The organism is Pseudomonas sp. P20 (genome assembly GCF_016463925.1).
In the GTDB taxonomy this organism is placed as follows: Bacteria; Pseudomonadota; Gammaproteobacteria; order Pseudomonadales; family Pseudomonadaceae; genus Pseudomonas; species Pseudomonas aeruginosa.
On the sequence record NZ_JAEMVM010000008.1, the window covers coordinates 120,234 to 143,669 of the forward strand.

Annotated in this window: 22 protein-coding genes; 17 read left to right on the forward strand and 5 right to left on the reverse strand. The window is 67.7% G+C overall.

Going from position 1 to position 23,436, the window contains the following annotated elements; all coding sequences use genetic code 11:
- Positions 1-80 precede the first annotated feature (80 nt).
- Positions 81-2,189, reverse strand: coding sequence for a TonB-dependent receptor plug domain-containing protein (locus JHD77_RS11125; protein ID WP_016851772.1), 2,109 nt, complete (start codon positions 2,187-2,189; stop codon positions 81-83).
- Between the two features lie 150 nt (positions 2,190-2,339).
- Between JHD77_RS11125 and JHD77_RS11130 the strand changes: the two genes are divergently transcribed.
- From JHD77_RS11130 to JHD77_RS11185, 12 genes are all read left to right on the forward strand, one after another.
- The gene (locus tag JHD77_RS11130) at positions 2,340-3,362 is read left to right on the forward strand and encodes an NAD(P)H-dependent glycerol-3-phosphate dehydrogenase (RefSeq protein WP_003097883.1); all 1,023 of its coding nucleotides are present in this window, start codon (positions 2,340-2,342) and stop codon (positions 3,360-3,362) included.
- Positions 3,363-3,375: 13 nt separating this feature from the next.
- Positions 3,376-3,717: a DUF4389 domain-containing protein gene (locus JHD77_RS11135; protein ID WP_199506528.1), complete on the forward strand. Its 342-nt coding sequence runs from the start codon at positions 3,376-3,378 to the stop codon at positions 3,715-3,717.
- Entirely contained in the window at positions 3,714-4,178 is a 465-nt protein-coding gene (sixA, locus tag JHD77_RS11140; RefSeq protein WP_003117751.1) for a phosphohistidine phosphatase SixA, read from the forward strand. Before JHD77_RS11135 ends, sixA begins: the two co-directional genes overlap by 4 nt.
- Positions 4,179-4,304: 126 nt before the next feature.
- A complete protein-coding gene (locus JHD77_RS11145) occupies positions 4,305-5,972 on the forward strand; it encodes an AMP-binding protein (protein ID WP_003122891.1) in 1,668 nt (555 codons plus the stop codon).
- A gap of 49 nt (positions 5,973-6,021) precedes the next feature.
- Positions 6,022-6,459: a hotdog fold thioesterase gene (locus JHD77_RS11150; RefSeq protein ID WP_003087490.1), complete on the forward strand. Its 438-nt coding sequence runs from the start codon at positions 6,022-6,024 to the stop codon at positions 6,457-6,459.
- A 57-nt stretch (positions 6,460-6,516) separates the two neighbouring features.
- A complete protein-coding gene (locus JHD77_RS11155) occupies positions 6,517-7,341 on the forward strand; it encodes an AraC family transcriptional regulator (RefSeq protein ID WP_003097872.1) in 825 nt (274 codons plus the stop codon).
- A gap of 40 nt (positions 7,342-7,381) precedes the next feature.
- The gene (locus JHD77_RS11160) at positions 7,382-8,023 is read left to right on the forward strand and encodes a LysE family translocator (protein ID WP_003117750.1); all 642 of its coding nucleotides are present in this window, start codon (positions 7,382-7,384) and stop codon (positions 8,021-8,023) included.
- 101 nt (positions 8,024-8,124) lie between these two features.
- Positions 8,125-8,937, forward strand: coding sequence for an alpha/beta fold hydrolase (locus JHD77_RS11165; RefSeq protein WP_003097869.1), 813 nt, complete (start codon positions 8,125-8,127; stop codon positions 8,935-8,937).
- Entirely contained in the window at positions 8,934-9,794 is an 861-nt protein-coding gene (locus tag JHD77_RS11170; RefSeq protein WP_003097867.1) for an alpha/beta fold hydrolase, read from the forward strand. Before JHD77_RS11165 ends, JHD77_RS11170 begins: the two co-directional genes overlap by 4 nt.
- 79 nt (positions 9,795-9,873) lie before the next feature.
- The gene (locus JHD77_RS11175) at positions 9,874-10,536 is read left to right on the forward strand and encodes a glutathione S-transferase family protein (RefSeq protein ID WP_003114590.1); all 663 of its coding nucleotides are present in this window, start codon (positions 9,874-9,876) and stop codon (positions 10,534-10,536) included.
- Positions 10,537-10,544: 8 nt separating this feature from the next.
- Positions 10,545-11,351, forward strand: coding sequence for a DUF4892 domain-containing protein (locus tag JHD77_RS11180; RefSeq protein WP_003097863.1), 807 nt, complete (start codon positions 10,545-10,547; stop codon positions 11,349-11,351).
- Positions 11,352-11,516: 165 nt separating this feature from the next.
- A complete protein-coding gene (locus JHD77_RS11185; RefSeq protein WP_003097861.1) occupies positions 11,517-12,584 on the forward strand; it encodes an AI-2E family transporter in 1,068 nt (355 codons plus the stop codon).
- Between the two features lie 51 nt (positions 12,585-12,635).
- On the opposite strand, the gene JHD77_RS11190 is transcribed toward JHD77_RS11185, so the two are convergent.
- The 4 genes from JHD77_RS11190 to JHD77_RS11205 form a co-directional block, all read right to left on the reverse strand.
- Positions 12,636-13,910, reverse strand: coding sequence for a CynX/NimT family MFS transporter (locus JHD77_RS11190; protein WP_003114593.1), 1,275 nt, complete (start codon positions 13,908-13,910; stop codon positions 12,636-12,638).
- 15 nt (positions 13,911-13,925) lie between these two features.
- Positions 13,926-14,573 carry a FadR/GntR family transcriptional regulator gene (locus JHD77_RS11195; protein ID WP_003097856.1) on the reverse strand — a complete coding sequence of 216 codons (648 nt, stop codon included), beginning with the start codon at positions 14,571-14,573 and terminating at the stop codon, positions 13,926-13,928.
- A 137-nt stretch (positions 14,574-14,710) separates the two neighbouring features.
- Positions 14,711-16,240: a 3-hydroxyacyl-CoA dehydrogenase gene (locus tag JHD77_RS11200; RefSeq protein ID WP_031689830.1), complete on the reverse strand. Its 1,530-nt coding sequence runs from the start codon at positions 16,238-16,240 to the stop codon at positions 14,711-14,713.
- 3 nt (positions 16,241-16,243) lie between these two features.
- Positions 16,244-17,029: an enoyl-CoA hydratase gene (locus JHD77_RS11205; protein WP_009876204.1), complete on the reverse strand. Its 786-nt coding sequence runs from the start codon at positions 17,027-17,029 to the stop codon at positions 16,244-16,246.
- Between the two features lie 241 nt (positions 17,030-17,270).
- On the opposite strand from JHD77_RS11205, the gene JHD77_RS11210 reads away from it, so the two are divergent.
- The 5 genes from JHD77_RS11210 (at position 17,271) to kdpB (ending at position 23,412) form a co-directional block, all read left to right on the forward strand.
- Positions 17,271-18,137 (forward strand): IclR family transcriptional regulator, encoded by an 867-nt coding sequence (locus JHD77_RS11210; protein WP_009876205.1) that lies wholly within the window; start codon positions 17,271-17,273, stop codon positions 18,135-18,137.
- A gap of 54 nt (positions 18,138-18,191) precedes the next feature.
- On the forward strand, positions 18,192-19,346 hold the full coding sequence (locus JHD77_RS11215) for an acyl-CoA dehydrogenase family protein (protein WP_003097850.1): 1,155 nt from the start codon (positions 18,192-18,194) through the stop codon (positions 19,344-19,346).
- Positions 19,347-19,533: 187 nt separating this feature from the next.
- Entirely contained in the window at positions 19,534-19,623 is a 90-nt protein-coding gene (locus tag JHD77_RS11220; protein ID WP_003097848.1) for a K(+)-transporting ATPase subunit F, read from the forward strand.
- A 10-nt stretch (positions 19,624-19,633) separates the two neighbouring features.
- The gene (kdpA, locus tag JHD77_RS11225; protein WP_003097846.1) at positions 19,634-21,328 is read left to right on the forward strand and encodes a potassium-transporting ATPase subunit KdpA; all 1,695 of its coding nucleotides are present in this window, start codon (positions 19,634-19,636) and stop codon (positions 21,326-21,328) included.
- A gap of 11 nt (positions 21,329-21,339) precedes the next feature.
- Entirely contained in the window at positions 21,340-23,412 is a 2,073-nt protein-coding gene (gene kdpB / locus JHD77_RS11230) for a potassium-transporting ATPase subunit KdpB (protein WP_003097844.1), read from the forward strand.
- Positions 23,413-23,436 lie beyond the last annotated feature (24 nt).

Sequence of the window (23,436 nt, forward strand, 5' to 3'; positions counted from 1 at the left end):
TCGCCGACATGCGGGAGACAGCAGAAGACGAGCGCGAGCAGCGCCTGGAAAGCCCGGCGGGCGGGGCGCAAGCGACGCATCTAGAACGTCACCTCGGCGCTGAAGTAGAGCAGGTGGCGGCTGTCGTAGCGGTTGTCGGGAAACGTCAGCGGTTCGTCGTCGAGACGCTGCTGGAGCACGCCGGCCAGTTCCAGGGCGGCCTTGCCCAGGGGAATGCGCTTGGCCAGGCGCAGGTCGACGCGTTCGAAACGATGTCCATTGAGCGAGTCGTCGCCATAATAGAAGAGGGCGCTGGACCAGCCTTGGCCCCAGTCGTGCATCCAGCCGGCCGAGCCGCCGTGGCGGGCGGTCAGGCGCCGGTCGTAGCGACTGGTGGCGTCGTAGTCGAGATAGGCGTAGGTGGCGCGCAGGCGGTCGCGTAGGCCCAGGCGCCAGTCGAGCTGGCCTTCCGCGCCGGAGAAGCGGATGCGATCGCCGTTGTCCGGACTGAAGTCGACGACGCTGAGCGGATCGCTGATCAGTCCGGTGATTTCCTCGTGGAACAGGCGTACATCCACGGCCAGTCCGGTCTCGCGGAAAAAACCGTTGTAGCCGATCTCGCGCGAACGGGTGTGTTCCTTGCCCAGGTCGCCGGGGCCGTGGGCGCTGGCGAAGTAGTAGGCTTCGCTCTGCCCATAGGGCGTCGGTGTCAGGTGGCGGACCCGGTAGCGCCAGTCGACGTCGTTTTCGTACATGCCCGGTGACCGCACTGCCTCCGAATAGACCGCGCGCAGGCTGTGCTGGGGGTTGAACAGGTAGTTCACCGCCAGCCGCGGGCTGAACGAACTGCCGGAGCCCTCGACGTCTTCGAGCATCCCCCCGCCCTGCAGCAGCCAGTGTTCGCCGGCATGCCACTCCAATTGGCTGAACAGCCGCCAGATCTGGCTGCTGACCCTGCCGCCGTAGAAGGTCTCGGAGTTTGCCTGGTCGTAGCGGTAGCTCAGGCCGTTCAGCAGGCGCAGGTTGTCGCCCAGGCTGAGGGTGTCCTGCATCTCCAGGTCGTAGCGGCTTTCCCGGATGTTGCGGTCGACCCGTCCGCAGACCGGACGCAGTCCGCCATTGCGTAGCTGGTCGAGGACCTGGGTCGCCAGTTGCAACTCCTGGGCGCTGCCGGGCGGCAGCCGGGTCGGATCGTCGGCGAACCTGCGCAGGTAGTCCGGGTTCAGTTCCCAGAGCTGCGCCAGTTGCGGGCTGAAGGCAATGGCCGCCTCGCAGGCGTTCCATTCCTGCCGGCGCTCCCAGTGCTGTGCGTAGCCTTGTATATAGAAGCTGTGGCGTGGGTCGAGGTCGACGTTCCAGCGCAGCGAACCGGCATAGTCGTGGGCGAGCGTATCGGAGTTGTCGATGTCGTCGGGAACCTGGGGAAACGGCGAGCGGTAGGCGTAGGGGTGCTGGTTCGAGCCTTCCTTGGCCGCCAGTTGCCACTCCAGGCTCTGGTTCGGCGCCAGGCTGTGGCTGGCGTTGAGGTTGAAGCGGCTGAGCCGGCGGCCGTCGCGCAGGGCGTGACCGTCGTGGTCGCGGTCGAAGCCGTCGTCTTCCTGGCCGGACAGCGACAGGCGGAAGTCGCTGTCTTCCAGGGCGATGCTCTGGCTGGCGTACCAGTCGCGGATGCCGCGCTGGCCCGCCGTGTACTTCAGGCGCGTGCCGGGCGACTCGCCGGGGGCGCGGGTGATGATGTTGATCACCCCCATCAATGCGTTGGCGCCGTAGCTGACGGTATTCGGCCCACGGAACACTTCGATCCGCTCGACATCCTCGAGGGCCAGCGGCAGGTCGCTCCAGTCGACGCTGGCAAGGCCCGGGCGGTACACCGAGCGGCCGTCGATCAGCACCTGCAGGCGCCGCGCCCCCGACATGCTGGTGCCGTGGTAGTTGACCGTGGGCTGGTTGCCGGACAGGTAGCCGACCATCATGCCCGGGACCAGGCGCATCAGTTCGGGAATGTCGCGGGCGCCGCTGGCGACGATCAGCTCGCGGTCGAGCACGCTGATGCTGCCGGGAACTTCCGCCGGGGATTGTTTCAGGCGTGTCGCGGTCAATACTTCGGGAACGCCGCTGGGATCGTTGAACAGGTCGGCGGCCGCGAGCTTGCCGCCGAACAGCAGGGCCAGCAGGGTCAGGGAGGCGGGAGCACGTGAAGCGATGGGCACGGAACGACCTTGTTCTCGATAGGTATTGTCTGGCCCGGGCATGGTAAACGAGGCGCGGGCTTTTGCCAGCGCCGGCGTCAAGACTGGTCGGCCGGCTGGCCGACCGTATAATGGCGTGATTGCCGCGTGGCGGCCAGAAATGGATGAATCATGACAGAGCAGCAACCGATTGCCGTGCTCGGCGGCGGCAGTTTCGGCACCGCTATCGCCAACCTGCTGGCCGAGAACGGCCAGGCGGTCCGCCAGTGGATGCGCGACCCGGAGCAGGCCGAGGCGATCCGCAGCCGACGCGAGAACCCGCGCTACCTGAAAGGGGTCAAGGTGCATCCCGGGGTCGAGCCGGTCACCGACCTGGAGCGCACCCTGGCCGATTGCCAACTGATCTTCGTCGCATTGCCCTCCAGCGCCCTGCGCAAGGTGCTGCAACCACACCAGGCGGCATTGACGGACAAGCTGCTGGTGAGCCTGACCAAGGGCATCGAGGCGCACACCTTCAAGCTGATGAGTGAGATCCTCGAGGAAATCGCCCCGCAAGCCCGCATCGGGGTGATTTCCGGCCCGAACCTGGCGCGCGAGATCGCAGAGCACGAGCTGACCGCCACGGTGGTCGCCAGCGAGGACGACGAGCTGTGCGCCCGCGTCCAGGCGGCCCTGCACGGCCGCACCTTCCGCGTCTACGCCAGCCGCGACCGCTTCGGAGTGGAACTCGGCGGTGCGCTGAAGAACGTCTACGCGATCATGGCCGGCCTGGCCGCGGCGATGGATATGGGCGAGAACACCCGCAGCATGCTGATTACCCGCGCGCTGGCGGAAATGACCCGGTTCGCCGTCAAGCTCGGTGCCAACCCGATGACCTTTCTCGGCCTCGCCGGCGTCGGCGACCTGATCGTCACCTGTTCCTCGCCGAAGAGCCGCAACTACCAGGTCGGCCACGCCCTCGGCGAGGGGCTCAGCCTGGAGGAGGCGGTATCGCGCATGGGCGAGACCGCGGAGGGTGTGAACACTCTCAAGGTACTCAAGGAAAAGTCCGACGAGATGCAGGTGTACATGCCGCTGGTCGCCGGTCTCCATGCGATCCTCTTCGAAGGCCGCACCCTGGCGCAGGTCATCCAGCTGCTGATGCGCGGCGAGCCGAAGACCGACGTCGATTTCATTCCCACCACCGGCTTCTGACGAGGAGACCGCCATGTCCGCAGACCCGCAAGCACGCGAATCGATCGCCATCCGCATCCTCTGGATGCTGCTGTTCGTCCTGGTCTGGCAGGTCGCCGAACTGCTCCTCGGGGCGGTGGTGGTGATCCAACTGGTCTACCGACTGATCTACGGCGCACCGAACGGCAGCCTGATGGCTTTCGGCGACAGCCTCAGCCAGTACCTGGCGCAGATCGGCCGTTTCGGTACCTTCCACAGCGACGAGAAACCCTGGCCGTTCGCCGACTGGCCGAGCGCCCGTGCCGCCAAGGGCGAGGCCGCCCACAGCGTGCCGCCCGCCGCGCACCCGGCGCGCGACGAAGAGCCGAAGTTGTGAAACTCTGGCTGTTGCGCCACGGCGAGGCCGAACCGCACGCCAGCCGGGATTCCGAGCGGCGCCTGACCGCCCATGGCCGCAAGGAGGTGCTGCAGAGCGCCGCGCGGCTGGCCGGGTTGCCGCTGGACGGGATTCTCGCCAGCCCCTACGTGCGCGCCCAGCAGACCGCCGAGCTGGTGCGCGAGGCACTGGGCCTGGTCGAGCCGGTCGGCACCGCGCCCTGGTTGACCCCCGACGACGATCCGCGCGAGGTGCTCGGTTTCCTCGACGAGCGCAGCGAGCGCAATCTCCTGCTGGTCAGCCACCAGCCCCTGGTCGGGGCGCTGGGCGGTCTGCTGGTGCATGGCAACCGGCGCGATCCGTTGCCGATGAGCACTGCCTCGCTGGCCGAGCTGGAAGGCGACTTCGCCGCCGCCGGGCTGATGACCCTGGTCTCGCTGCATCACCCGCGGCACGGCTAGGAAGCGCCTGGCACAACGACTACAAACCGAAACATTTCCCGGCTTGCCTGCGGTTGGCTGTGATGGAATATTCGACCAAGCAAGTGCTTGGTCGATCTCCCAGAACAACAACAACGGAGGCGGTACGTGGTCACTGCAAATCGTCTGCCGCTCGAAGTCTTCTTCGAGCGCGAAAAGCGTCATCCGCAACGGCGTTACCTGGTGCAGCCCATCGGTGGCGGCCGGGTCGAGGAGCTGAGCTGGGGCGAGGTGGGCGACCAGGCGCGGCGTGCAGCCGCCTGGTTGCGCAGCCTGGATCTCCCCGCCGGCAGCCGTATCGCGATCATCTCGAAGAACTGTGCGCACTGGATCGTCATTGACCTGGCGATCTGGATGGCCGGGCACGTTTCCGTCCCCCTCTATCCCAATCTCACCGCCGAGTCGGCGCGCCAGGTGCTGGAGCATTCCGAGTCGGCGGTGGTCTTCGTCGGCAAGCTCGACGACTGGCCGGCGATGGCGCCCGGAGTCCCCGAGGGCATACCGACCGTGGCCATGCCGTTGCACCCGGAAGGGCGTTTCGACCGCCAGTGGAGCGACCTACAGGCCTGCGCGCCGCTCGAAGGCGACACGCCGACCGCTGCCGAGCAACTCGCCACCCTGATCTACACCTCCGGAACCACCGGCGTGCCCAAGGGGGTGATGCACAACTTCAGCAGTTTCGCCTTCGCCGCCAGCCGCGGCGTGGAACTGTTCGGCACCCGCGAAGACGACCGGATGCTCTCCTACCTGCCGCTGTGCCACGTGGCGGAGCGGATGTTCGTCGAGATGGGGTCGCTCTACGGGGGAACCACGGTGTTCTTCGCCGAAAGCCTGGACACCTTCGTCGAGGACATGAAGCGTGCGCGGCCGACCCTGCTGTTCGGCGTGCCGCGCATCTGGACCAAGTTCCAGATGGGGGTGTATTCGAAGATGCCGGCGCAGAAGCTCGACCGCCTGCTGAAGCTGCCGATCCTCGGCCGCATCGTCGGTCGCAAGGTGCTCGCCGGGCTAGGCCTGGACGCGGTGCGCTACGCGCTCTGCGGCGCGGCGCCGGTACCCGAGGCGCTGCTGCTCTGGTATCGCCGCCTGGGCCTGGATGTGCTCGAGGTCTACGGGATGACCGAGAACAGCGGTTACTCCCACGTCTGCCGGCCCGGCAGGCAGAAGACCGGCTGGATCGGCCAGAACAGCCCCGGCGTCGAGGTACGCATCAGCGACGAGGGCGAGGTGCAGGTGCGTAGCGGCGCGACCATGGTCGGCTACTACAAGGAGCCGGAGAAGACCGCAGAGGTGCTCACCGCCGATGGTTTCCTGCGCACCGGCGACAAGGGCGAGCAGGACGCCGAAGGCAACCTGCGCCTGACCGGGCGGATGAAGGAAATCTTCAAGACCAGCAAGGGCAAGTACGTGGCGCCGGCGCCGATCGAGAACCGCCTGGCGGTGCACGATCGCATCGAGCAGGTCTGCGTGGTCGGCGAGGGCCTCAGCGCGCCGCTGGGGCTCTGCGTGCTCTCCGAGGTCGGTCGCCGGGAGGCCCTCAACGGTACCCGCGGGGCGCTGGAAAGCAGCCTGCGGGCGCACCTGGAACAGGTCAACGGTGCGCTCGACAAGCACGAGCGCCTGGTCGGCCTGGTCCTGGTGCAGGAAACCTGGGCGGTGGACAACGGTTTCCTCACGCCGACCTTGAAGATCAAGCGCAATATGGTGGAAGGTGCCTATGGCTCGCGCTTCCACGAATGGGTGGAACGCCGCGAGGCCGTGCTCTGGCACGAATGACTCCCACCGACGGGAAGCCCTTGGCTTCCCCCTTGCGCAAGGAATTCCCATGAGCCTCTGGCGACAAACGCCCGACCTGGAGCAACTGAACGCCTCGCAGAAGAACAGCATCGGCGACCTGCTTGGCATCCGCTTCGAAGCCTTCGACGACGAGTCGCTGACCGCCAGCATGCCGGTCGACTCGCGTACCCACCAGCCGTTCGGCCTGCTGCATGGCGGCGCCTCGGTGGTCCTCGCGGAAAGCCTGGGCTCGATGGCCAGCTACCTGTGCGTCGATACCAGCCAGTACTACTGCGTCGGCCTGGAAGTGAACGCCAACCACCTGCGTGGCCTGCGCAGCGGCCGGGTCACCGCGGTGGCCAGGGCGATCCACCTGGGGCGCACCACCCATGTCTGGGACATCCGCCTCAGTGGCGACGACGGCAAGCCGAGCTGCATCGCCCGCCTGACCATGGCGGTGGTGCCATTGGCGGGCAGGGCGGGCTGAGCGCGGTCCGCAATTTTGTCCAAGATCGTTCCGTCCCGCGGGCGGTAGAGTAGCGGGATGGAACAGATCACCCATCTCAGCAGCGGGATTCCCGGCGTACGCCTGATAGACGCCGAGCACAACCGCTTTTCCTTTCCCCGGCACTTCCACCTGGAGTACCACATCGGCTTGCTGTTGCAGGGCCGGCATCGCTATGCCGCCGGCGGCGAACGGCGCCTGGCCGGGGCCGGCGACGCGTTGCTGATGGCGCCGGAAAGCATCCACGACGGCAGCAGCGCCGGCGAGGAGGGCTACCGTATCCGCGTCCTGGCGCTCGATGCCGACTGGCTGGAGCGCGCCAGCCGTGACTTCAGCGACGGCCGTCGGGGGGCGCCGCGTCTGACCAGTAGCCTGGTCCGCGACGAGCGTCTGCAGCAGCGCCTGCGTCAGTTGCACCTGGGCATGCTCGGCGGAGCGGCGGCGCTGGAGAACCGTCTGGCCCTGGAAGAGCACCTCTGGCAGGCGCTGGCCTGCCTGCTCAGCCTGGGCAGCAGCCTGCGCCTGGAGGAGGGCGACCGGGAAGGCTTCGGCCAGCGCGACTGGACGCGGCTGCGCGACTGGCTGGAGTCGCGCCTGGAGTACCCGCCGAACCTGGAGGAACTGGCCGCCTTCTGCGGCCTGAGCCCCTGGCAGGTGCTGCGGCGCTTCCGCCGTCACTGCGGCCTGCCGCCCCACCAGTGGCTGACCCAACTGCGCCTGGAGCGCGCCTTGCCGCTGGTTCTGCGCGGCGAGCAGCCATTGAGCCAGGTGGCCCAGCAGTTCGGTTTCTACGACCAGGCGCACTTCAGCCGTCTGTTCCGGCGCACCTATGGGTTACCGCCGGCGCGCCTGCGCCAGCGCTGATTCGCGTTTTCCTTTCCGATCCCTTTTTCGTGGAGTAGCCATGCAGGAATTGTCTGTCTTGCTGACCCTGGCGGCGGTGTTCGCCATAGCCCTGGTCAGCCCCGGTCCCGATGTCGCCCTGGTGGTGCGCACGTCCCTGCACCAGGGGCGGCGGGCCGGCCTGGCCAGCGCGCTGGGGCTGGCCTGCGGGATTCTCCTGCATACCACCCTGGTGCTGACCGGCGTGTCGCTGCTGCTCAGCCGTACGCCTGTGCTGTTCGCCATCCTGCAGGCGCTCGGCGCGCTGTACCTGGCCTGGCTCGGCGTCGGCGCGCTGCGCGCCTGGCTGCGGCGCGGCGACGGCCAGCCGGGCCGGCTCGACGGGGCACTGCCGCCGTCGCCCCTGGGGCCCTGGCTGCGCGGAGTGGCGACCAATCTGTTCAATCCCAAGGCGCTGGTGTTCTTCATCGCCTTGCTCGGCAGCCTGATTCCCGCGCAGATGTCGCTCGGCGGCAAACTGGCGGTGGCGGCGCTGCTGTTCGGCATGGGCGCCTGCTGGTTCGGCCTGCTCAGCCTGACCCTTACCCGCCCGGCCCTGCAGACCCGCCTGTTGCGCGCGGTGCCCTGGCTGGACGCGGCCTGCGGGGTGGTGTTCCTGCTGGTGGCGGCGGCGATCCTCGAGCATCTCGTCCGCTCTGCCTGAGGTTTTGGCCGCTTCGCCGTGCAAGGCAGCCGGCAAAGCCATTGCCGCCTCGGCGAGGCTGCCGGAGAATCCCTGGCATCAGCCCTGTCGAGACGTCGCGCATGTCGCAATCGGTTTTCTTCGCCCACGCCAACGGCTTCCCGTCGGCTACCTACGCCAAGCTGTTCGAGGCGTTGGCGCCGGAGTATCGGGTGGATCACCTGGAAATGCACGGGCACGACCCGCGTTTTCCGGTGAACGACAACTGGGACAACCTGGTGGACGAACTGCTGCACCACCTCGCCAGCCTGGAACAGCCGGTCTGGGGCGTCGGCCATTCCCTCGGCGGCGTGCTGCACTACCACGCGGCGCTGCGCCGGCCGGAACTCTACCGCGGCGTGGTGATGCTCGATTCGCCGGTGCTGACCCTCGCCGACCGCCTGGTGATCCGTGCCGCCAAGCGCTTCGGCTTCATCGACCGGATCACTCCGGCCGGGCGCACCCTGGGGCGTCGCGAGGCGTTCCCCGACCTGGAAGAGGCGCGGGCGTACTTCTCCGGCAAGGCGCTGTTCCGCCGCTTCGACCCCGATTGCCTGGAGGCCTACGTACGCCACGGGCTGGCCGACAGCGGCGGCGGTTCCGGCCTGCGCCTGCGCTTCGATCCGGCCACCGAGATCAGCATCTACCGTAGCGTGCCGCACAGCAGCCCAGGGCGTCCACGACAGTTGCAGGTGCCGCTGGCGATGGTGCGCGGGCGGCACAGCAAGGTGGTGTTGCCGCACCACACCCGGCTGATCCGGGCGATGCCGCGCGGCGAGTTCATGTCGCTGCCCGGCGGCCACATGTTCCCGCTGGAGCGCCCGCGGGAAACCGCCGAACTGCTGAAAGGCGTGTTCGATCGCTGGTCGCGGGCGACCGAGGAGCGTTCGGCATGAGCCTGCAGGTCGAGGAAGTACGCATCAGCCTGCCGCACATCGAACTGGCCGCGCATCTGTTCGGTCCGCCGGACGGCAAGCCGGTGATCGCCCTGCATGGCTGGCTGGACAACGCCATGAGCTTCTCGCGCCTGGCGCCGAAGCTCGCCGGGCTGCGTATCGTCGCCCTCGACTTCGCCGGCCACGGGCATTCCGCGCATCGTGCCGAGGGCGCCAGCTACCTGCTCTGGGACTACGCGCTGGACGTGCTGATGGTGGCCGAGCAACTGGGCTGGGAGCGTTTTTCCCTGTTGGGGCACTCGATGGGCGCCATCGTCTCGGTGCTGCTCGCCGGGGCCTTGCCCGAGCGCATCGAGCGGCTGGCGTTGATCGATGGCCTGATTCCCTACACTGGCGAAGCCGACAAGGCGCCGCAGAAGCTCGGCGAAGCGCTGAAGGCGCAACTGGCGCTACGCCACAAGCGCAAGCCGGTCTATGCCGAGCTGGAAAAAGCCGTGGAAGCGCGGATGCGCGGGGTTGGCGAGATCTCCCGGGAGGCCGCCGAACTGCTCGCCCAGCGCGGCCTGGAACCGGTGCCCGGTGGCTATACCTGGCGCACCGACGCGCGCCTGACCCTACCGTCGCCGCTGCGCCTGACCCAGGCCCACGCGCTGAACTTCGTGCGCAGCGTGGAATGCCCGGTCAGCCTGGTGCTGGCCGAACAGGGCATGCTGGCGGTGGAGCCGCGCATGCGGGCGCTGCTGGAGACCCTGCCGTTCGAGCGGCACCACCTGCCGGGCGGGCATCACCTGCATCTGGACGATGAGGCCGGGGCGCAGGCGGTGGCCAGGGTCTTCGCGGCCTTCTTCGCGCGCTGAAACACCGGCTTGCCGTTGTTTCCTTGACTATTCCGGGTCCAGCCGTAAGGCTGGACGGATCGTTACGGAGAGTCACCGCATGATCGATCTCTACACCGCCGCCACGCCGAACGGCCACAAGGTTTCCATCGCCCTCGAGGAAATGGGCCTGCCCTACAGGGTGCACGCGCTGTCGTTCGACAAGAAGGAGCAGAAGGCTCCGGAATTCCTCAGGATCAATCCCAACGGCCGCATCCCGGCCATCGTCGACCGCGACAACGACGACTTCGCCGTCTTCGAGTCGGGCGCGATCCTCATCTACCTCGCCGAGAAGACCGGGCAACTGATGCCCACCGACGTCAAGGGCCGCTCGCGGGTGATCCAGTGGCTGATGTTCCAGATGGGCGGGGTCGGCCCGATGCAGGGGCAGGCCAACGTGTTCTTCCGTTATTTCCCGGAGAAGTTGCAGGGCGCCATCGACCGCTACCAGCATGAGACCCGGCGCCTCTACGAAGTTCTCGACGGTCGCCTGGGCGAGGCCGAGTACCTCGCCGGCGACTACAGCATTGCCGATATCGCCACCTATCCCTGGGTGCGCATCCACGACTGGTCCGGTGTCGCCGTCGACGGGCTGGACAACCTGCAGCGCTGGATCGCCGCCATCGAGGCGCGTCCCGCGGTGCAGCGCGGACTGCTGGTGCCGCGGCGGGAGAAGGAGGGCGACGACGCCATCCGTACCGCCCAGTCGATGCTGACCCGTTGAGGGCCGGTATGCGAGGGTTCCTGTTGCTATCCCTGGGCGTTTTCAGCTTTTCGGCGCTGGCCGCCGACCTTCCCGGCAGCCATGACCTGGACATCCTGCCGCGCTTCCCGCGCGCCGAGATCGTCGACTTCCGTCAGGCGCCGAGTGAGGAACGGATCTACCCGCTAGGGGCGATCAGTCGCATCAGCGGTCGCCTGCGCATGGAGGGCGAGGTGCGCGCCGAAGGCGAGCTGACCGCACTGACCTACCGCTTGCCGCCCGAGCACAGCAGCCAGGAGGCGTTCGCCGCGGCGCGCACCGCGCTGCTCAAGGCCGACGCCACGCCGTTGTTCTGGTGCGAGCGACGCGACTGCGGCTCCAGCAGCCTGCTGGCCAACGCCGTGTTCGGCAATGCCAAGCTGTACGGCCCGGACGAGCAGCAGGCCTACCTGCTGGTGCGTCTGGCGGCGCCGCAGGAGAACAGCCTGGTGGCGGTCTACTCGATCACCCGTGGCAATCGCCGCGCCTACCTGCAGGCCGAGGAACTCAAGGCCGATGCGCCGCTGGCGGAACTGCTGCCGAGCCCGGCGACCCTGCTGCGCCTGCTCAAGGCCAACGGCGAACTGACCCTCAGCCATGTGCCGGCGGAGCCGGCCGGCTCCTGGTTGGAGCTGCTGGTGCGGACCCTGCGCCTGGATACCGGGGTGCGGGTCGAGCTGTCCGGCAAGCACGCCCAGGAGTGGCGCGACGCCCTGCGCGGGCAGGGCGTGCTGAACAGCCGCATGGAGCTGGGCCAGTCGGAGGTCGAGGGCCTGCACCTCAACTGGCTGCGTTGAACGCGTTCGCCCGGGCCTGCGGGCCCGGGCGATGGCGAAAATGCCTTCGGCAAGGCCGCCCGCCAGAGTAGACTGCCTTTCCCCCGCGCCCCACGCTCCGGCTGGAAACGGCGCACGCCGAGCGCTGTCTATCGGTGTATCCCCCTTTGAGGAAGGCCTGCCTTGATGTTCGATAACGATCGGCTGTTGCTTCGCGTGCTGCTGTTCGGTCTGCTCGGTGCCAGTCTCTGGGTGCTGGCGCCATTCTGGTCGGCGCTGTTCTGGGCCGCGGTGCTGGCTTTCGCCAGTTGGCCGCTGATGCGCATGCTCACGCGCCTGCTCGGTGGCCGCGAGTCGCTGGCGGCGGGCCTGCTGACCCTGGGCTGGATCGTCCTGGTGGCATTGCCGCTGATCTGGCTCGGCTTCGGCCTGGCGGACAACGTTCGCTCGCTGATGGAGCTGCTGAAGAATCTCCAGGTCGAGGGCCTGCCGCCGCCGCCTTCGTGGATGGCCGGCGTACCGCTGATCGGCGACCGCCTGATCGGCTGGTGGGACTCCATCGACCAACAGGGCGTGGCGTTCTTCTACGTGCTCAAGCCCTATGTCGGCGAGGTCGGCAACTGGCTGCTGGCGCGCAGCGCGAAGATCGGCGGAGGGATCCTGGAACTGGTCCTCAGCCTGATCCTGATCTTCTTCTTCTACCGCGACGGGCCGCGCCTGGAGTCCATCGTCCACCGTGCCCTGGAACGCCTGATCGGCAACCGCGCGGAGCACTATCGCGACCTTGTCGCCGGCACCGTACAGCGGGTGGTCAACGGGGTGATCGGTACCGCCGCGGCGCAAGCCCTGCTGGCCTGGATCGGCTTCATGATCGCCGGCGTACCGGGAGCCATGCTGCTCGGCCTGCTGACCTTCGCCTGCAGCCTACTGATGGTCCCGCCGCTGGTCTGGGGTCCGGCCACCGCCTGGCTGTTCTTCAAGGGCGACTATGGCCACGGGGTGTTCCTCGGCCTGTGGGGCTTCTTCATCATCAGCGGGGTGGACAACATCCTCAAACCCTACCTGATCAGCCGTGGCGGCAACCTGCCGCTGGTGGTGGTGCTGCTCGGGGTATTCGGCGGCCTGCTGGCGTTCGGCTTCATGGGCCTGTTCCTCGGCCCGATCCTGCTGGCAGTGGCCTACAACCTGCTCAGCGACTGGATCGCCAGCACGCCGCGGACGCCGCCCGCCGAAGGGCGCGGCCCGGATGCCTGAGTGACGAAGGAGAAAAAGCCCCGCGATGCGGGGCTTTTTGCGTCTGCGGGGCTACAGGTGTTCGCTGCGGGCCCCCACGTACTGGCTGCGCCCGGCGCCGAGGCCGAACAGGGTGGCGGCGATGGCGACGCCGATGAAGATATAGCCGACCGCGTTCCAGCCGCCGGTCAGGTCGTGGACCACGCCGACCATGAACGGCCCCATGGCCGCCAGGGTGTAGCCGACGCCCTGGGCCATGCCCGACAGATGCGAGGCGACGTGGGCGTCGCGCGAGCGCAGGACGATCAGCGCCAGGGCGATGCTGAAGGTACCGCCCTGGCCGAGGCCGAGCAGGACCGCCCAGCCCCAGATGGTCTGCAGCGGCGCATAGAGGAAGCCGAGCAGGCCGGCGAGGGTGGTCGCCATCACCAGCACCACCGCCAGGCGCTGGTCCCTGGCGCGAGCGGCGAGCCAGGGCGCGAGCAGGGCGGTGATCAGTTGCAGCATCACCGAGCCGGACAGCACCAGGCCGGCTTCCACCGCAGTCATGCCGCGGTCGATCAGGATCGACGGCAGCCAACCGAAGACGATGTAGGCCAGGGACGATTGCAGGCCCATGTACAGCGTGACCTGCCAGGCCAGCGGGTCGCGCCACAGGCCGATGACACGGAAAGCCTGGCGATGGGCGTGCTGGCCCTGGCGGGTCTGCGGCAGCCAGAAGGCGGCGGCGAGGATCGCCGGCAGCGACCAGAACGCCAGCGCCAGTTCCCAGTTGCCGAAGAGCTTCTCCAGCGGCGCGGTAGCGCCGGCGGCGAGCGCTGCGCCCAGGCACAGGGCCATGGTGTAGACCCCGGTCATCACCCCGGCCTGGCGCGGGAAGTCGCGTTTGACGATGCCCGGCAGGAGCACGCCGATGATGCCGATGCTGGCGCCGGCCAGGACGCTGCCGGCGAACAGGCCGAACACCGGGAACAGGCTGCGCAGGACGATGCCGCCGGCCAGGCAGAAGAGGATCAGCAGCACACTGCGCTCGGCGCCGATACGCCGGGCCAGGCGCGGCGCGAGCGGCGCGAACAACCCCAGGCAGAGTACCGGCGCGGTGGTCAGCAGGCCGGCGGCAGCGGCCGAGAGGCCGGTATCGTCGCGCACCTGGTTGAGCAGGGGGGCGAGGCTGGACAGCGCCGGGCGCAGGTTCAGCGCCACCAGCACCAGGCCCAGCAGGAGCAGCCAGGGGCGTAGTGGCGGCGCCGGCGGAACTGGTTCGTCGTCGACTTCGGCATCGATCAGCAGTTCTTCCGGAGGATGGCCGGGATGCGCTCCCGGCCGGGCATTCAAGGCGTGAGTCATGGGTCTGTCCCGGGTTCAGATCAGCAGTGCGCGGTTGGCCGCGGCGGCAGCGTCCGGGTCTCCGCGTTCTATGGCGTCGAGCAGTTGCTGGTGCAGCTCGAAGCAGGGCTGGGCCCTTTGTGGGTCGGCCATGGTGCGTTCCAGCGAGGTCCGGATGACCTGCGAGAAATAGCGGTAGAGTTCGCTGAGCACCGGATTGTGGGCGGCATCGACCATCCGTTGGTGGAAGCGGACGTCGTGCTCTATGTAGTCCTGCAGGTCGGCGCTGCCGTAGCGCTGGCGCGAAGCGTCGAGATGTTCGCGCAATGCGCTCAGGTCGCTGTCGTCGCGGCGAACGGCTGCCAGGCGCGCCGCCTCGATCTCGATCATCCCGCGTGCCTCCAGGGAGTGCTGCACCGCGCTGCGCGCCAGCACCAGCATGGTTTCCAGCGGATCGGCGCAGGCGCGCACGTAGGTGCCGTCGCCCTGGCGGACTTCCAGCACGCCGGAGAAGGTCAGCACCCGCACCGCTTCGCGCACGGTGTTGCGGCTCATGCCGAGCAGCTCGGCGAGTTCCGGCTCCGGCGGCAGGCGCTGGCCGAGCGGCCAATGGCCGGCGTCGATGCGCTGGCGGATCTGCTCCAGGGCGATGTCCACCAGGGAGCGCTTGAGGGGAATGGTCACGGAAGAAACATCCAATCATCGGATGAATTTGCGCGCAGGATACCTCGGCAGCTGCAAGCCCGGAAAGCGTCGCTCGGGGAAAAAGCGTTGGCCTGGCGGCGAGACGCATGGCGCTGCGTCGCCAGGTCGCCGATGCGTCAGCCTACCGCGGCGGTTTCGCCGGCGCGCAGGGACATGCCCAGTTGCGCTCGTCGGCGCAGCCAGGGACTGGGCCGGTAGCGCGGGTCACCGGTAAGCGCCTGCAGGCGCTGGAGAATGCTCAGCAGGCGCCGCGGGCCGAGGCGGTCGCCCCATTCCAGCGGGCCGTGGGGATAGCCGAGGCCGAGGTGCACCGCCTGGTCGATATCCTCGACGCTGGCAATGCCCTGCTGGGCGATGTCGCAGGCGAGGTTGACGATCATCGCCAGTACCCGCTGGACGACGAAGCCGGGACTGTCGCGCAGCACCGTGACCCCGGCGCCGTCGCCAGCCAGTAGCGCGTGGGCGGCGTCGCGCATGGCCGGGGTAGTCAGCGGCGAGAGCATCAGGCAGCGCCGGCGCTCGAGGTCGCAGAGCAGGTCGATGCCGACGCTGCGCTCGGCGGGACAGGCGAAGCGCTGCACGGCGCTGCTCAGGTCCTCGCCCCAGGCGGCCAGCAGGCAGAGCGCTGCGGCGGAAGGGCGTTCGCCGGTTTCCGGCTCGACGCCGAGGCGATGCAGCAGTTCGGCGAGCGTGCGGCGGTCGTCCTCGTTTTCGCAGCCCAGCCACACCGGGGGCCGGATGGCGGCCTGCGGCACCGGTTGCGGACCGGGCTTGTCCTGCGGCTGGCCGTCGACGTAGCGATAGAAGCCCTGGCCGCTCTTGCGCCCGAGACGGCCGGCGGCGAGCAACTGGCGGGTCAGCGGGTGTGGGCGGTAGCGCGGTTCCTGGTAGTACTGCTGGTAGATCGATTCCATTACCGGGTGCGACACGTCGAGGCCGGTAAGATCGAGCAGTTCGAACGGCCCCATGCGGAAGCCGGCGCACTCGCGCAGCACACGGTCGATCTCGGCGCATTCGGCGACGCCTTCGCCGAGGATGCGCAGGGCCTCGGTGCCATAGGCGCGGCCGGCATGGTTGACGATGAAGCCGGGGCTGTCCTTGGTCCGTACACCGCGGTGGCCCAGGCGCGCGGCGAGGGCGAGCAGGGCGTCGCCGACTTCCGGAGCGCTGGCCAGGCCGTCGACCACCTCGACCACGCGCATCAGCGGCACCGGGTTGAAGAAGTGAAAGCCGGCGACCCGCTGCGGCCGCTCGCAGGCGGCGGCGATGGCGGTGATCGACAGCGACGAGGTATTGCTGGCGAGGATGCTCTCCGGCGCGACTATGGCTTCCAGCCGGCGCAGCAATTCCTGCTTGGCCTCCAGGCGCTCGACGATGGCCTCCACCACCAGTTCGCAGTCGCCCAGTTGTTCCAGGCGTTCCGCCACCCGCAGCCGGTTTTGCGCGGCCTCGGCGTCGGCGGCGCTCAGCTTGCCTTTGCCGCATAGACTCTCGAAGGTCTGCCGCAGGCGCTGGCGTGCCTCGGCGGCGGCCTCGGCGCGGCTGTCGAACAGCCACACAGTCAGGCCGGCCTGGGCGGCGATCTGGGCGATCCCGGTGCCCATCGCACCGGTACCGACCACGGCGATACAACGAATATCGGGCATCGTCTATTTCCCCTGGTAGTTCGGCGGGCGTTTCTCCAGGAAGGCCTGCATGCCTTCCTTCTGGTCCTGCGAGTCGAACAGCAACTGGAACGCCTTGCGTTCCAGGGCCAGGGCACTGTCCAGCGGCAGGTCGGCACCGGCCAGGACCACCTCCTTGATCTGCGCCAGCGCCAGAGGGGGCAGGCGGGCGATCTCCATGGCCAGTTCCAGGGCGCGCGCCAGCGTCGACTCGTCCGCCACCACTTCGCTGACCAGGCCCATGGCCAGCGCTTGCGGAGCCTTCACCAGGCAGCCGGTGAACAGCATGCGCAGCGCCTGGAACTTGCCCACCGCCCGCACCAGGCGCTGGGTGCCGCCGGCACCCGGCATCACCCCGACCTTGATCTCCGGCTGGGCGAACTGTGCCGACTCGCCGGCGACGATCAGGTCGCAGTGCATCGCCAGTTCGCAGCCGCCGCCCAGGGCGAAGCCGTTGACCGCGGCGATCACCGGCTTCGGGCAGCGCGCGATGGCTTCCCAGTAGCGCTCGCCGTGGCGGCCGTACAGGCCGATCGCCGTGCTCGTCGAGAGATCGCGGAGATCGGCGCCAGCTGCAAAGCAGCGCGAGTCGCCGGTGAGCACGATGACGCGGATCGCCGGATCCGCGCCGAGCGTCTGGAAGTGGCTGGCGAGGCGCTGGCGCACTTGGTCGTTCAGCGCGTTCCTGGCTTGCGGACGATTGAGGCGAAGCAGGGCTATATCGGCTGCGGGAAATTCGAGCAGGACCACGGGCGAAGGATCGGCGGACATGGAAGCTCCGATGAATTGATATTTCGCTATGCGAAATATGGTTTCATGATTTATCGAAAATAATCAGCGCCAGCCGTGGCGTTGTAAATACACGCGTCGGATCTCGGATGATCTACTTATACAATTTACTGTTTTAAAAGGATTTTATTTTCGTTGTTGCAAGTGCATGGGTTCTTCTATTAGTTTCGCTATGCGAAATATGATTTTGTTTTATTGATTTTTTGAAAAAGAGGTCCCTACTATGCGCGGCAACGACGAGCGCCGGAGTCCGGCGGAAGGTGCCAGTACGGAAGCGGAAGTGTCCGCCTTCGAAGCTGTGCTGATCGACCCGATGCAGGAGAAAGACGAGGATCTCAAGGACCGCCAGTTCGTCACCGCGCTGGCCCGCGGGTTGGAATTGCTGCGCTGTTTCACGCCACGGGAAAGCCTGCTGGGCAACCAGGAACTGGCGAAGAAGACCGGCCTGCCGAAGCCGACGGTGTCGCGTCTGACCCACACCCTGACCCGGCTGGGCTATCTGCGTCACCTGCCGCATAGCGGCAAGTATCAATTGGAAGTGGGGGTGATGTCGTTCGGCTACGCGATGCTCTCGAACCTGTCGATTCGCGCGCTCGCCCGCCCGTTGATGGAAGAGATGGCCGGCTACGCCAAGGCCGCGGTGGCCATGGCGGCCCGCGACCGGCTGAGCATGGTCTACCTCGACGTGGTGCATGGCGAGGCCAACCTGACCATGCGTCGCCAGGTCGGCAGCCACCTCTCGCTGCACCGCAGCGCGATCGGCCGGGCCTGCCTGGCGGCGATGCCGGAGGACGAGCGGGAATTCATCCTCGGGCACATTCGCAAGCGCCACCCGGAAGACTGGCCGGAAGTGCGCAAGGGGCTGGAGCGGGCCTTCCGCGACTATGCCGACTACGGCTTCTGCCTGTCGCTCGGCGAGTGGCAACGCGACGTCAACGCGGTGGGCGTGGCCTTGCACCATGAGAGCCATGGGCTGCTGGCGTTCAATTGCGGCGGGCCGAGTTTCCATCTCAAGCGCGAGAAACTGGAGGACGACATCGGCCCGCGCCTGCTGCACATGGTCCACAACATCGAGGCCGCCACCCGCTGACCGAGGCCGGTGACGGAATCATGGCAACCGGCCTAGGGGCCTATTGGAGTGAGCATGATTCGTGATCCGGAAACCCTGAACCTGCTGCTGGACAGCATCCGCCAGTTCGTCCGCGAAAGCCTGGTGCCTCATGAGCAGGAAGTGGCGGAAACCGACCGCATCCCCGAGGCGATCATCGCCCGCATGCGCGAGATGGGCCTGTTCGGCCTGTCGATCCCGGAGGCCTACGGCGGCCTCGGGGTGACCATGGAGGAAGAGGTGAGCATCGCCTTCGAGCTGGGGCGGACCTCGCCGGCGTTCCGTTCGCTGCTGGGCACCAACAACGGCATCGGCTCCCAGGGCATCGTCATCGACGGCACCGAAGAACAGAAGCGGCGCTACCTGCCGCGCCTGGCGTCGGGCGAACTGCTCAGTTCGTTCTGCCTCACCGAACCGGACTCCGGTTCCGACGCCGCCTCGCTGAAGACCACGGCGGTGCGTGACGGCGAGCACTACGTGCTCAACGGTACCAAGCGCTTCATCACCAACGCCCCGCAGGCCGGCATCTACACCGTGATGGCGCGCACCGACCCGGCGATCCGTGGCGCCGGCGGAATCTCCGCTTTCGTCGTCGAGCGCGGTACGCCCGGGCTGTCCCTGGGCAAGCCGGATCGCAAGATGGGACAGAAGGGCGCGCATACCTGTGACGTGATCTTCGACGACTGCCGGGTGCCTGCCAGTCAGTTGATCGGCGGGGTCGAGGGCGTCGGCTTCAAGACCGCGATGAAGGTGCTCGACAAGGGCCGCCTGCACATCGCCGCAGTCTGTGTGGGGGTCGCCGAGCGGATGCTTGAGGATGCGTTGCGCTATGCCCTGGAACGCAAGCAGTTCGGCCAGCCGATCGCCGAGTTCCAGTTGATCCAGGCGATGCTTGCCGACAGCAAGGCCGAAGCCTACGCGGCGCGCTGCATGGTCATCGACGCCGCGCGGCAGCGCGACGAAGGCCGCGATGTCGGTACCGAGGCGTCCTGCGCCAAGCTGTTCGCCTCGGAAATGTGCGGCCGCGTCGCCGACCGCGCGGTGCAGATATTCGGCGGCGCCGGCTATATCGGCGACTACGGGATCGAGCGCTTCTATCGCGACGTGCGGCTGTTCCGCATCTACGAGGGCACCACGCAGATCCAGCAACTGCTGATCGCCCGCAACATGATCCGCGCCGCCCAGGGCTAGCGTCGATCCTTCGCCTTGTCACCGGCCGTGGCGCAGTCCCCGGCCGGTTGCTCTCCCAGGCGCTGTCCGCGCCACTCTTTACGCTTTCTTTATGCCGTCCGACGCGGCCCTGAATCGCTTCTTTACGCCCCCTTTGCGGAGACTTTCCCTCAAGCGGCAGAGGCCGCTCGAAGGAGAGATCGCACACATGACCGTTCTGGATTGGTTGTCCCTGGCCCTGGCCACGGGACTGTTCGTCTATTTGCTGGTGGCGCTGCTACGCGCCGACCGTGCCTAGGGGAGGGCACATGAACAGCCACGAGATTCTCTTGATCCTGGCCTTTTTCGCCCTGGTCCTGGTGCCTGCACCGTTCCTCGGGCGCTACTGCTTCAAGGTGATGGAAGGCCAACGCAATCTCCTCAGCGCGCCGCTGGCGCCACTGGAGCGCGTCTGCTATCGCCTGTTCGGCGTCGATCCGGCGAGCGAGCAGGACTGGAAGACCTACACCCTGGCGCTGCTGGCATTCAACCTGGCCGGCCTGGTCCTGCTGTTCTCGATCCTCATGCTGCAGGGCAGCCTGCCGCTGAACCCGCAGCACCTGCCGGGCCTGGAATGGACACTGGCGTTCAACACCGCGGTCAGTTTCGTCACCAACACCAACTGGCAGGCCTACAGCGGCGAGGCCTCGCTGAGCTACTTCAGCCAGATGGTCGGCCTCACGGTGCAGAACTTCGTCAGCGCGGCGGTCGGCCTCTGCGTGCTGGTGGCCCTGGCGCGCGGCATCAGCCGCCGCTCCACACGACAGCTGGGCAACTTCTGGGTCGACCTGACCCGCGGCACCCTCTACGTGCTGCTGCCGCTGTGCCTGCTGCTGGCGTTGCTGCTGGTCTGGCAGGGCGTGCCGCAGACCTTCTTCGACTATGTCCATGCCACCACCTTGCAAGGCGCCGAGCAGACCATCCCGCTCGGCCCGGCGGCCAGCCAGATCGCCATCAAGCAGCTGGGCACCAATGGCGGCGGCTTCTTCGGCGTCAACTCGACCCATCCGTTCGAGAACCCGAGCGCCTGGAGCAACCTGTTCGAAGTGGCCTCGATCATCCTGATCCCGGCGGCGCTGGTATTCACCTTCGGCCATTACGTGAAGGACCTGCGCCAGAGCCGCGCGATCCTCGGCTGCATGCTGCTGCTGTTCTGCCTCGGCCTGGGCCTGTCGCTGTGGGCCGAATACCAGCCGAACCCGGCGCTGGCGCAGTTGCCGATCGAGCAGGGCGCGCCGATGGAGGGCAAGGAGAGTCGCTTCGGCACCGCCGCCAGCATGCTCTGGGCGATCACCACCACCGCCGCCTCGAACGGCTCGGTGAACGCCATGCACGACAGCCTGAGCCCCCTGGGTGGCATGCTGCCGCTGCTGAACATGATGCTCGGCGAGGTGATCTTCGGCGGCGTCGGCGCCGGCCTCTACGGCATGCTGCTGTTCGTCCTGATCGCGGTGTTCCTCGCCGGCCTGATGGTCGGGCGGACGCCGGAGTACCTGGGCAAGAAACTCGAGGCGAAGGAGGTCCGCCTGCTGGTCTTCACCCTGCTGGTGATGCCTGTCGGCGTGCTGGTGCTCGGCGCCATCGCCGCCAGCCTGCCGGGGCCGGCCTCGGCGGTGACCAATCCCGGCCCGCACGGCTTCAGCCAACTGCTCTACGCCTACACCTCGGGGAGCGCCAACAACGGCTCGGCGTTTGCCGGTTTCGGTGCCAACACGCCGTTCCACAACCTGATGATCGGCCTGGCCATGCTCATCGGCCGCTTCGGCTACATCCTGCCGATCCTCGCCATCGCCGGCAGCCTGGCGGCGAAGAAGGCCAGCCCGGTGGGGCCGAACAGTTTCCCGACCCATGGTCCGCTGTTCGTCAGCCTGCTCACCGTGACCATCCTGCTGGTCGGCGGCCTGACTTTCCTGCCGACCCTGGCCCTCGGCCCGATCGCTGAACAACTGAGCCTCGGCTTCTGAAGGAATCGCACATGAACGCTCAGACCCAGGCGTCCAAGAACGCCTTGCACAAATCGCTCGAACGTCGCCACAACGCGTCCACCAGCCTCGCCGCCTTGTGGCGGCCGGCGCTGCTGCAAGCCTTCGTCAAGCTCGACCCGCGCCAGTTGCTGCGCTCGCCGGTGATGCTGGTGGTCGAACTGACCGCCGTGCTCACCACCTTGCTGTGCTTCGTCCCCGACCAGGCGGTGCCGACCTCGGTGGCGCTGCAGATCGCCCTCTGGCTGTGGTTCACCGTGCTCTTCGCCAATTTCGCCGAAGCGCTCGCCGAGGGACGTGGCAAGGCCCGCGCGGACAGTCTCAAGGCCGGCAGCCAGGGCCTCTCCGCCAATAAGCGGCGCGCCGACGGCAGTTTCGAGAGCGTCGTTGCCAGCAGCCTGCGCAAGGGCGATGTGGTACGGGTCCAGGCCGGCGAGATGATTCCCGGCGACGGCGAAGTCATCGAAGGCGTGGCGGCGGTCAACGAGGCCGCCATCACCGGCGAATCGGCGCCGGTGATCCGCGAGTCCGGCGGCGATCGCTCGGCGGTGACCGGCAACACCCAGGTGGTGTCCGACTGGCTGCTGGTACGGATCGGCGCCAACCCGGGCGAGTCGACCCTGGACCGGATGATCGCCCTGGTGGAAGGCGCCAAGCGGCAGAAGACCCCCAACGAAGTGGCGCTGGACATCCTGCTGATCGGCCTGACCCTGATCTTCCTGCTGGTGGTGGTGACCCTCAAGCCGTTCGCCCTGTTCGCCGGCGGCAACCTGCCGCTGGTGTTCCTCGTGGCGCTGCTGGTGACGCTGATCCCGACCACCATCGGCGGCCTGCTCTCGGCCATCGGCATCGCCGGCATGGACCGCCTGGTGCGCCTGAACGTGATCGCCAAGTCCGGTCGCGCGGTGGAGGCGGCCGGCGACGTCCACGTGCTGCTGCTCGACAAGACCGGCACCATCACCTTCGGCAACCGCCGCTGCAGCGCGCTGTACGCCGCGCCGGGGGTGAGCGGCAAGGAACTGGCCGAGGGCGCGTTGCTGGCCTCGCTGGCCGACGACACCCCGGAAGGCAAGTCGATCGTCGAATACCTGCGCATCCTGCATCCGATCGAGGAGCCGCGCCGCGAGGAGCTGACGCCGATCGCCTTCAGCGCGGAAACCCGCTTGTCCGGGGTCGACTGGAACGGCCAGGTGTACCGCAAGGGGGCGGTGGATGCGGCGCTGCGCTTCATCGACCTGCCGCGGGAGAAGATGCCCGAGGTGCTTTCGCGGGAGGTGGACAAGATCGCCCAGAGCGGCGGCACCCCGCTGCTGGTGGTAGCCAACGGCCGGCTGCTCGGCGCCATTCACCTGAAGGACGTGGTCAAGCCGGGCATTCGCGAGCGCTTCGCCGAACTGCGCCGGCTGGGCATCCGCACCGTAATGGTGACCGGCGACAACCCGCTGACCGCCGCTGCCATCGCCGCCGAGGCTGGGGTCGACGACGTGATCGCCGAGGCTACCCCGGAGAAGAAATTGGCGCGGATTCGCCAGGAGCAGGGCGAAGGTCGCCTGGTGGCGATGTGCGGTGACGGTGCCAACGACGCCCCGGCGCTGGCTCAGGCCGACGTCGGCATGGCCATGAACGACGGCACCCAGGCCGCCCGCGAGGCGGCCAACCTGGTCGACCTGGACAGCGACCCGACCAAGCTGCTCGACGTGGTCCAGGTGGGCAAGGAGTTGCTGGTCACCCGCGGCGCGCTGACCACCTTTTCCATCGCCAACGACGTGGCCAAGTACTTCGCCATCCTGCCGGCGCTGTTCGTCGGCATCTACCCGCAGCTCGACGTGCTCAACGTGATGCGCCTGCAAAGCCCGCAGAGCGCGATCCTGTCGGCCATCGTGTTCAACGCGCTGATCATCGTCGCGTTGATCCCATTGGCCTTGCGCGGCGTGCGGGTTCAGGCGGCGGACGCTTCGCAACTGCTGCAGCGCAACCTGCTGATCTATGGCGTCGGCGGCCTGGTGGCGCCGTTCCTCGGGATCAAGGCGATCGACCTGCTGCTGACCGCCGTCGGCCTGGCATGAACAACGGCCCTCGCCGTCGGGCGA

Bases quoted from the DNA above. Each gene is read 5' to 3' on its own strand.
- JHD77_RS11130 (WP_003097883.1), top strand. From the start codon at position 2,340: ATGACAGAGCAGCAACCGATTGCCGTGCTCGGCGGCGGCAGTTTCGGC.
- JHD77_RS11135 (WP_199506528.1), top strand. From the start codon at position 3,376: ATGTCCGCAGACCCGCAAGCACGCGAATCGATCGCCATCCGCATCCTC.
- JHD77_RS11150 (WP_003087490.1), top strand. From the start codon at position 6,022: ATGAGCCTCTGGCGACAAACGCCCGACCTGGAGCAACTGAACGCCTCG.
- JHD77_RS11155 (WP_003097872.1), top strand. From the start codon at position 6,517: ATGGAACAGATCACCCATCTCAGCAGCGGGATTCCCGGCGTACGCCTG.
- JHD77_RS11160 (WP_003117750.1), top strand. From the start codon at position 7,382: ATGCAGGAATTGTCTGTCTTGCTGACCCTGGCGGCGGTGTTCGCCATA.
- JHD77_RS11165 (WP_003097869.1), top strand. From the start codon at position 8,125: ATGTCGCAATCGGTTTTCTTCGCCCACGCCAACGGCTTCCCGTCGGCT.
- JHD77_RS11170 (WP_003097867.1), top strand. From the start codon at position 8,934: ATGAGCCTGCAGGTCGAGGAAGTACGCATCAGCCTGCCGCACATCGAA.
- JHD77_RS11175 (WP_003114590.1), top strand. From the start codon at position 9,874: ATGATCGATCTCTACACCGCCGCCACGCCGAACGGCCACAAGGTTTCC.
- JHD77_RS11180 (WP_003097863.1), top strand. From the start codon at position 10,545: ATGCGAGGGTTCCTGTTGCTATCCCTGGGCGTTTTCAGCTTTTCGGCG.
- JHD77_RS11185 (WP_003097861.1), top strand. From the start codon at position 11,517: ATGTTCGATAACGATCGGCTGTTGCTTCGCGTGCTGCTGTTCGGTCTG.
- JHD77_RS11190 (WP_003114593.1), bottom strand. From the start codon at position 13,910: ATGACTCACGCCTTGAATGCCCGGCCGGGAGCGCATCCCGGCCATCCT.
- JHD77_RS11200 (WP_031689830.1), bottom strand. From the start codon at position 16,240: ATGCCCGATATTCGTTGTATCGCCGTGGTCGGTACCGGTGCGATGGGC.
- JHD77_RS11205 (WP_009876204.1), bottom strand. From the start codon at position 17,029: ATGTCCGCCGATCCTTCGCCCGTGGTCCTGCTCGAATTTCCCGCAGCC.
- JHD77_RS11210 (WP_009876205.1), top strand. From the start codon at position 17,271: ATGCGCGGCAACGACGAGCGCCGGAGTCCGGCGGAAGGTGCCAGTACG.
- JHD77_RS11215 (WP_003097850.1), top strand. From the start codon at position 18,192: ATGATTCGTGATCCGGAAACCCTGAACCTGCTGCTGGACAGCATCCGC.
- JHD77_RS11220 (WP_003097848.1), top strand. From the start codon at position 19,534: ATGACCGTTCTGGATTGGTTGTCCCTGGCCCTGGCCACGGGACTGTTC.
- kdpA (WP_003097846.1), top strand. From the start codon at position 19,634: ATGAACAGCCACGAGATTCTCTTGATCCTGGCCTTTTTCGCCCTGGTC.
- kdpB (WP_003097844.1), top strand. From the start codon at position 21,340: ATGAACGCTCAGACCCAGGCGTCCAAGAACGCCTTGCACAAATCGCTC.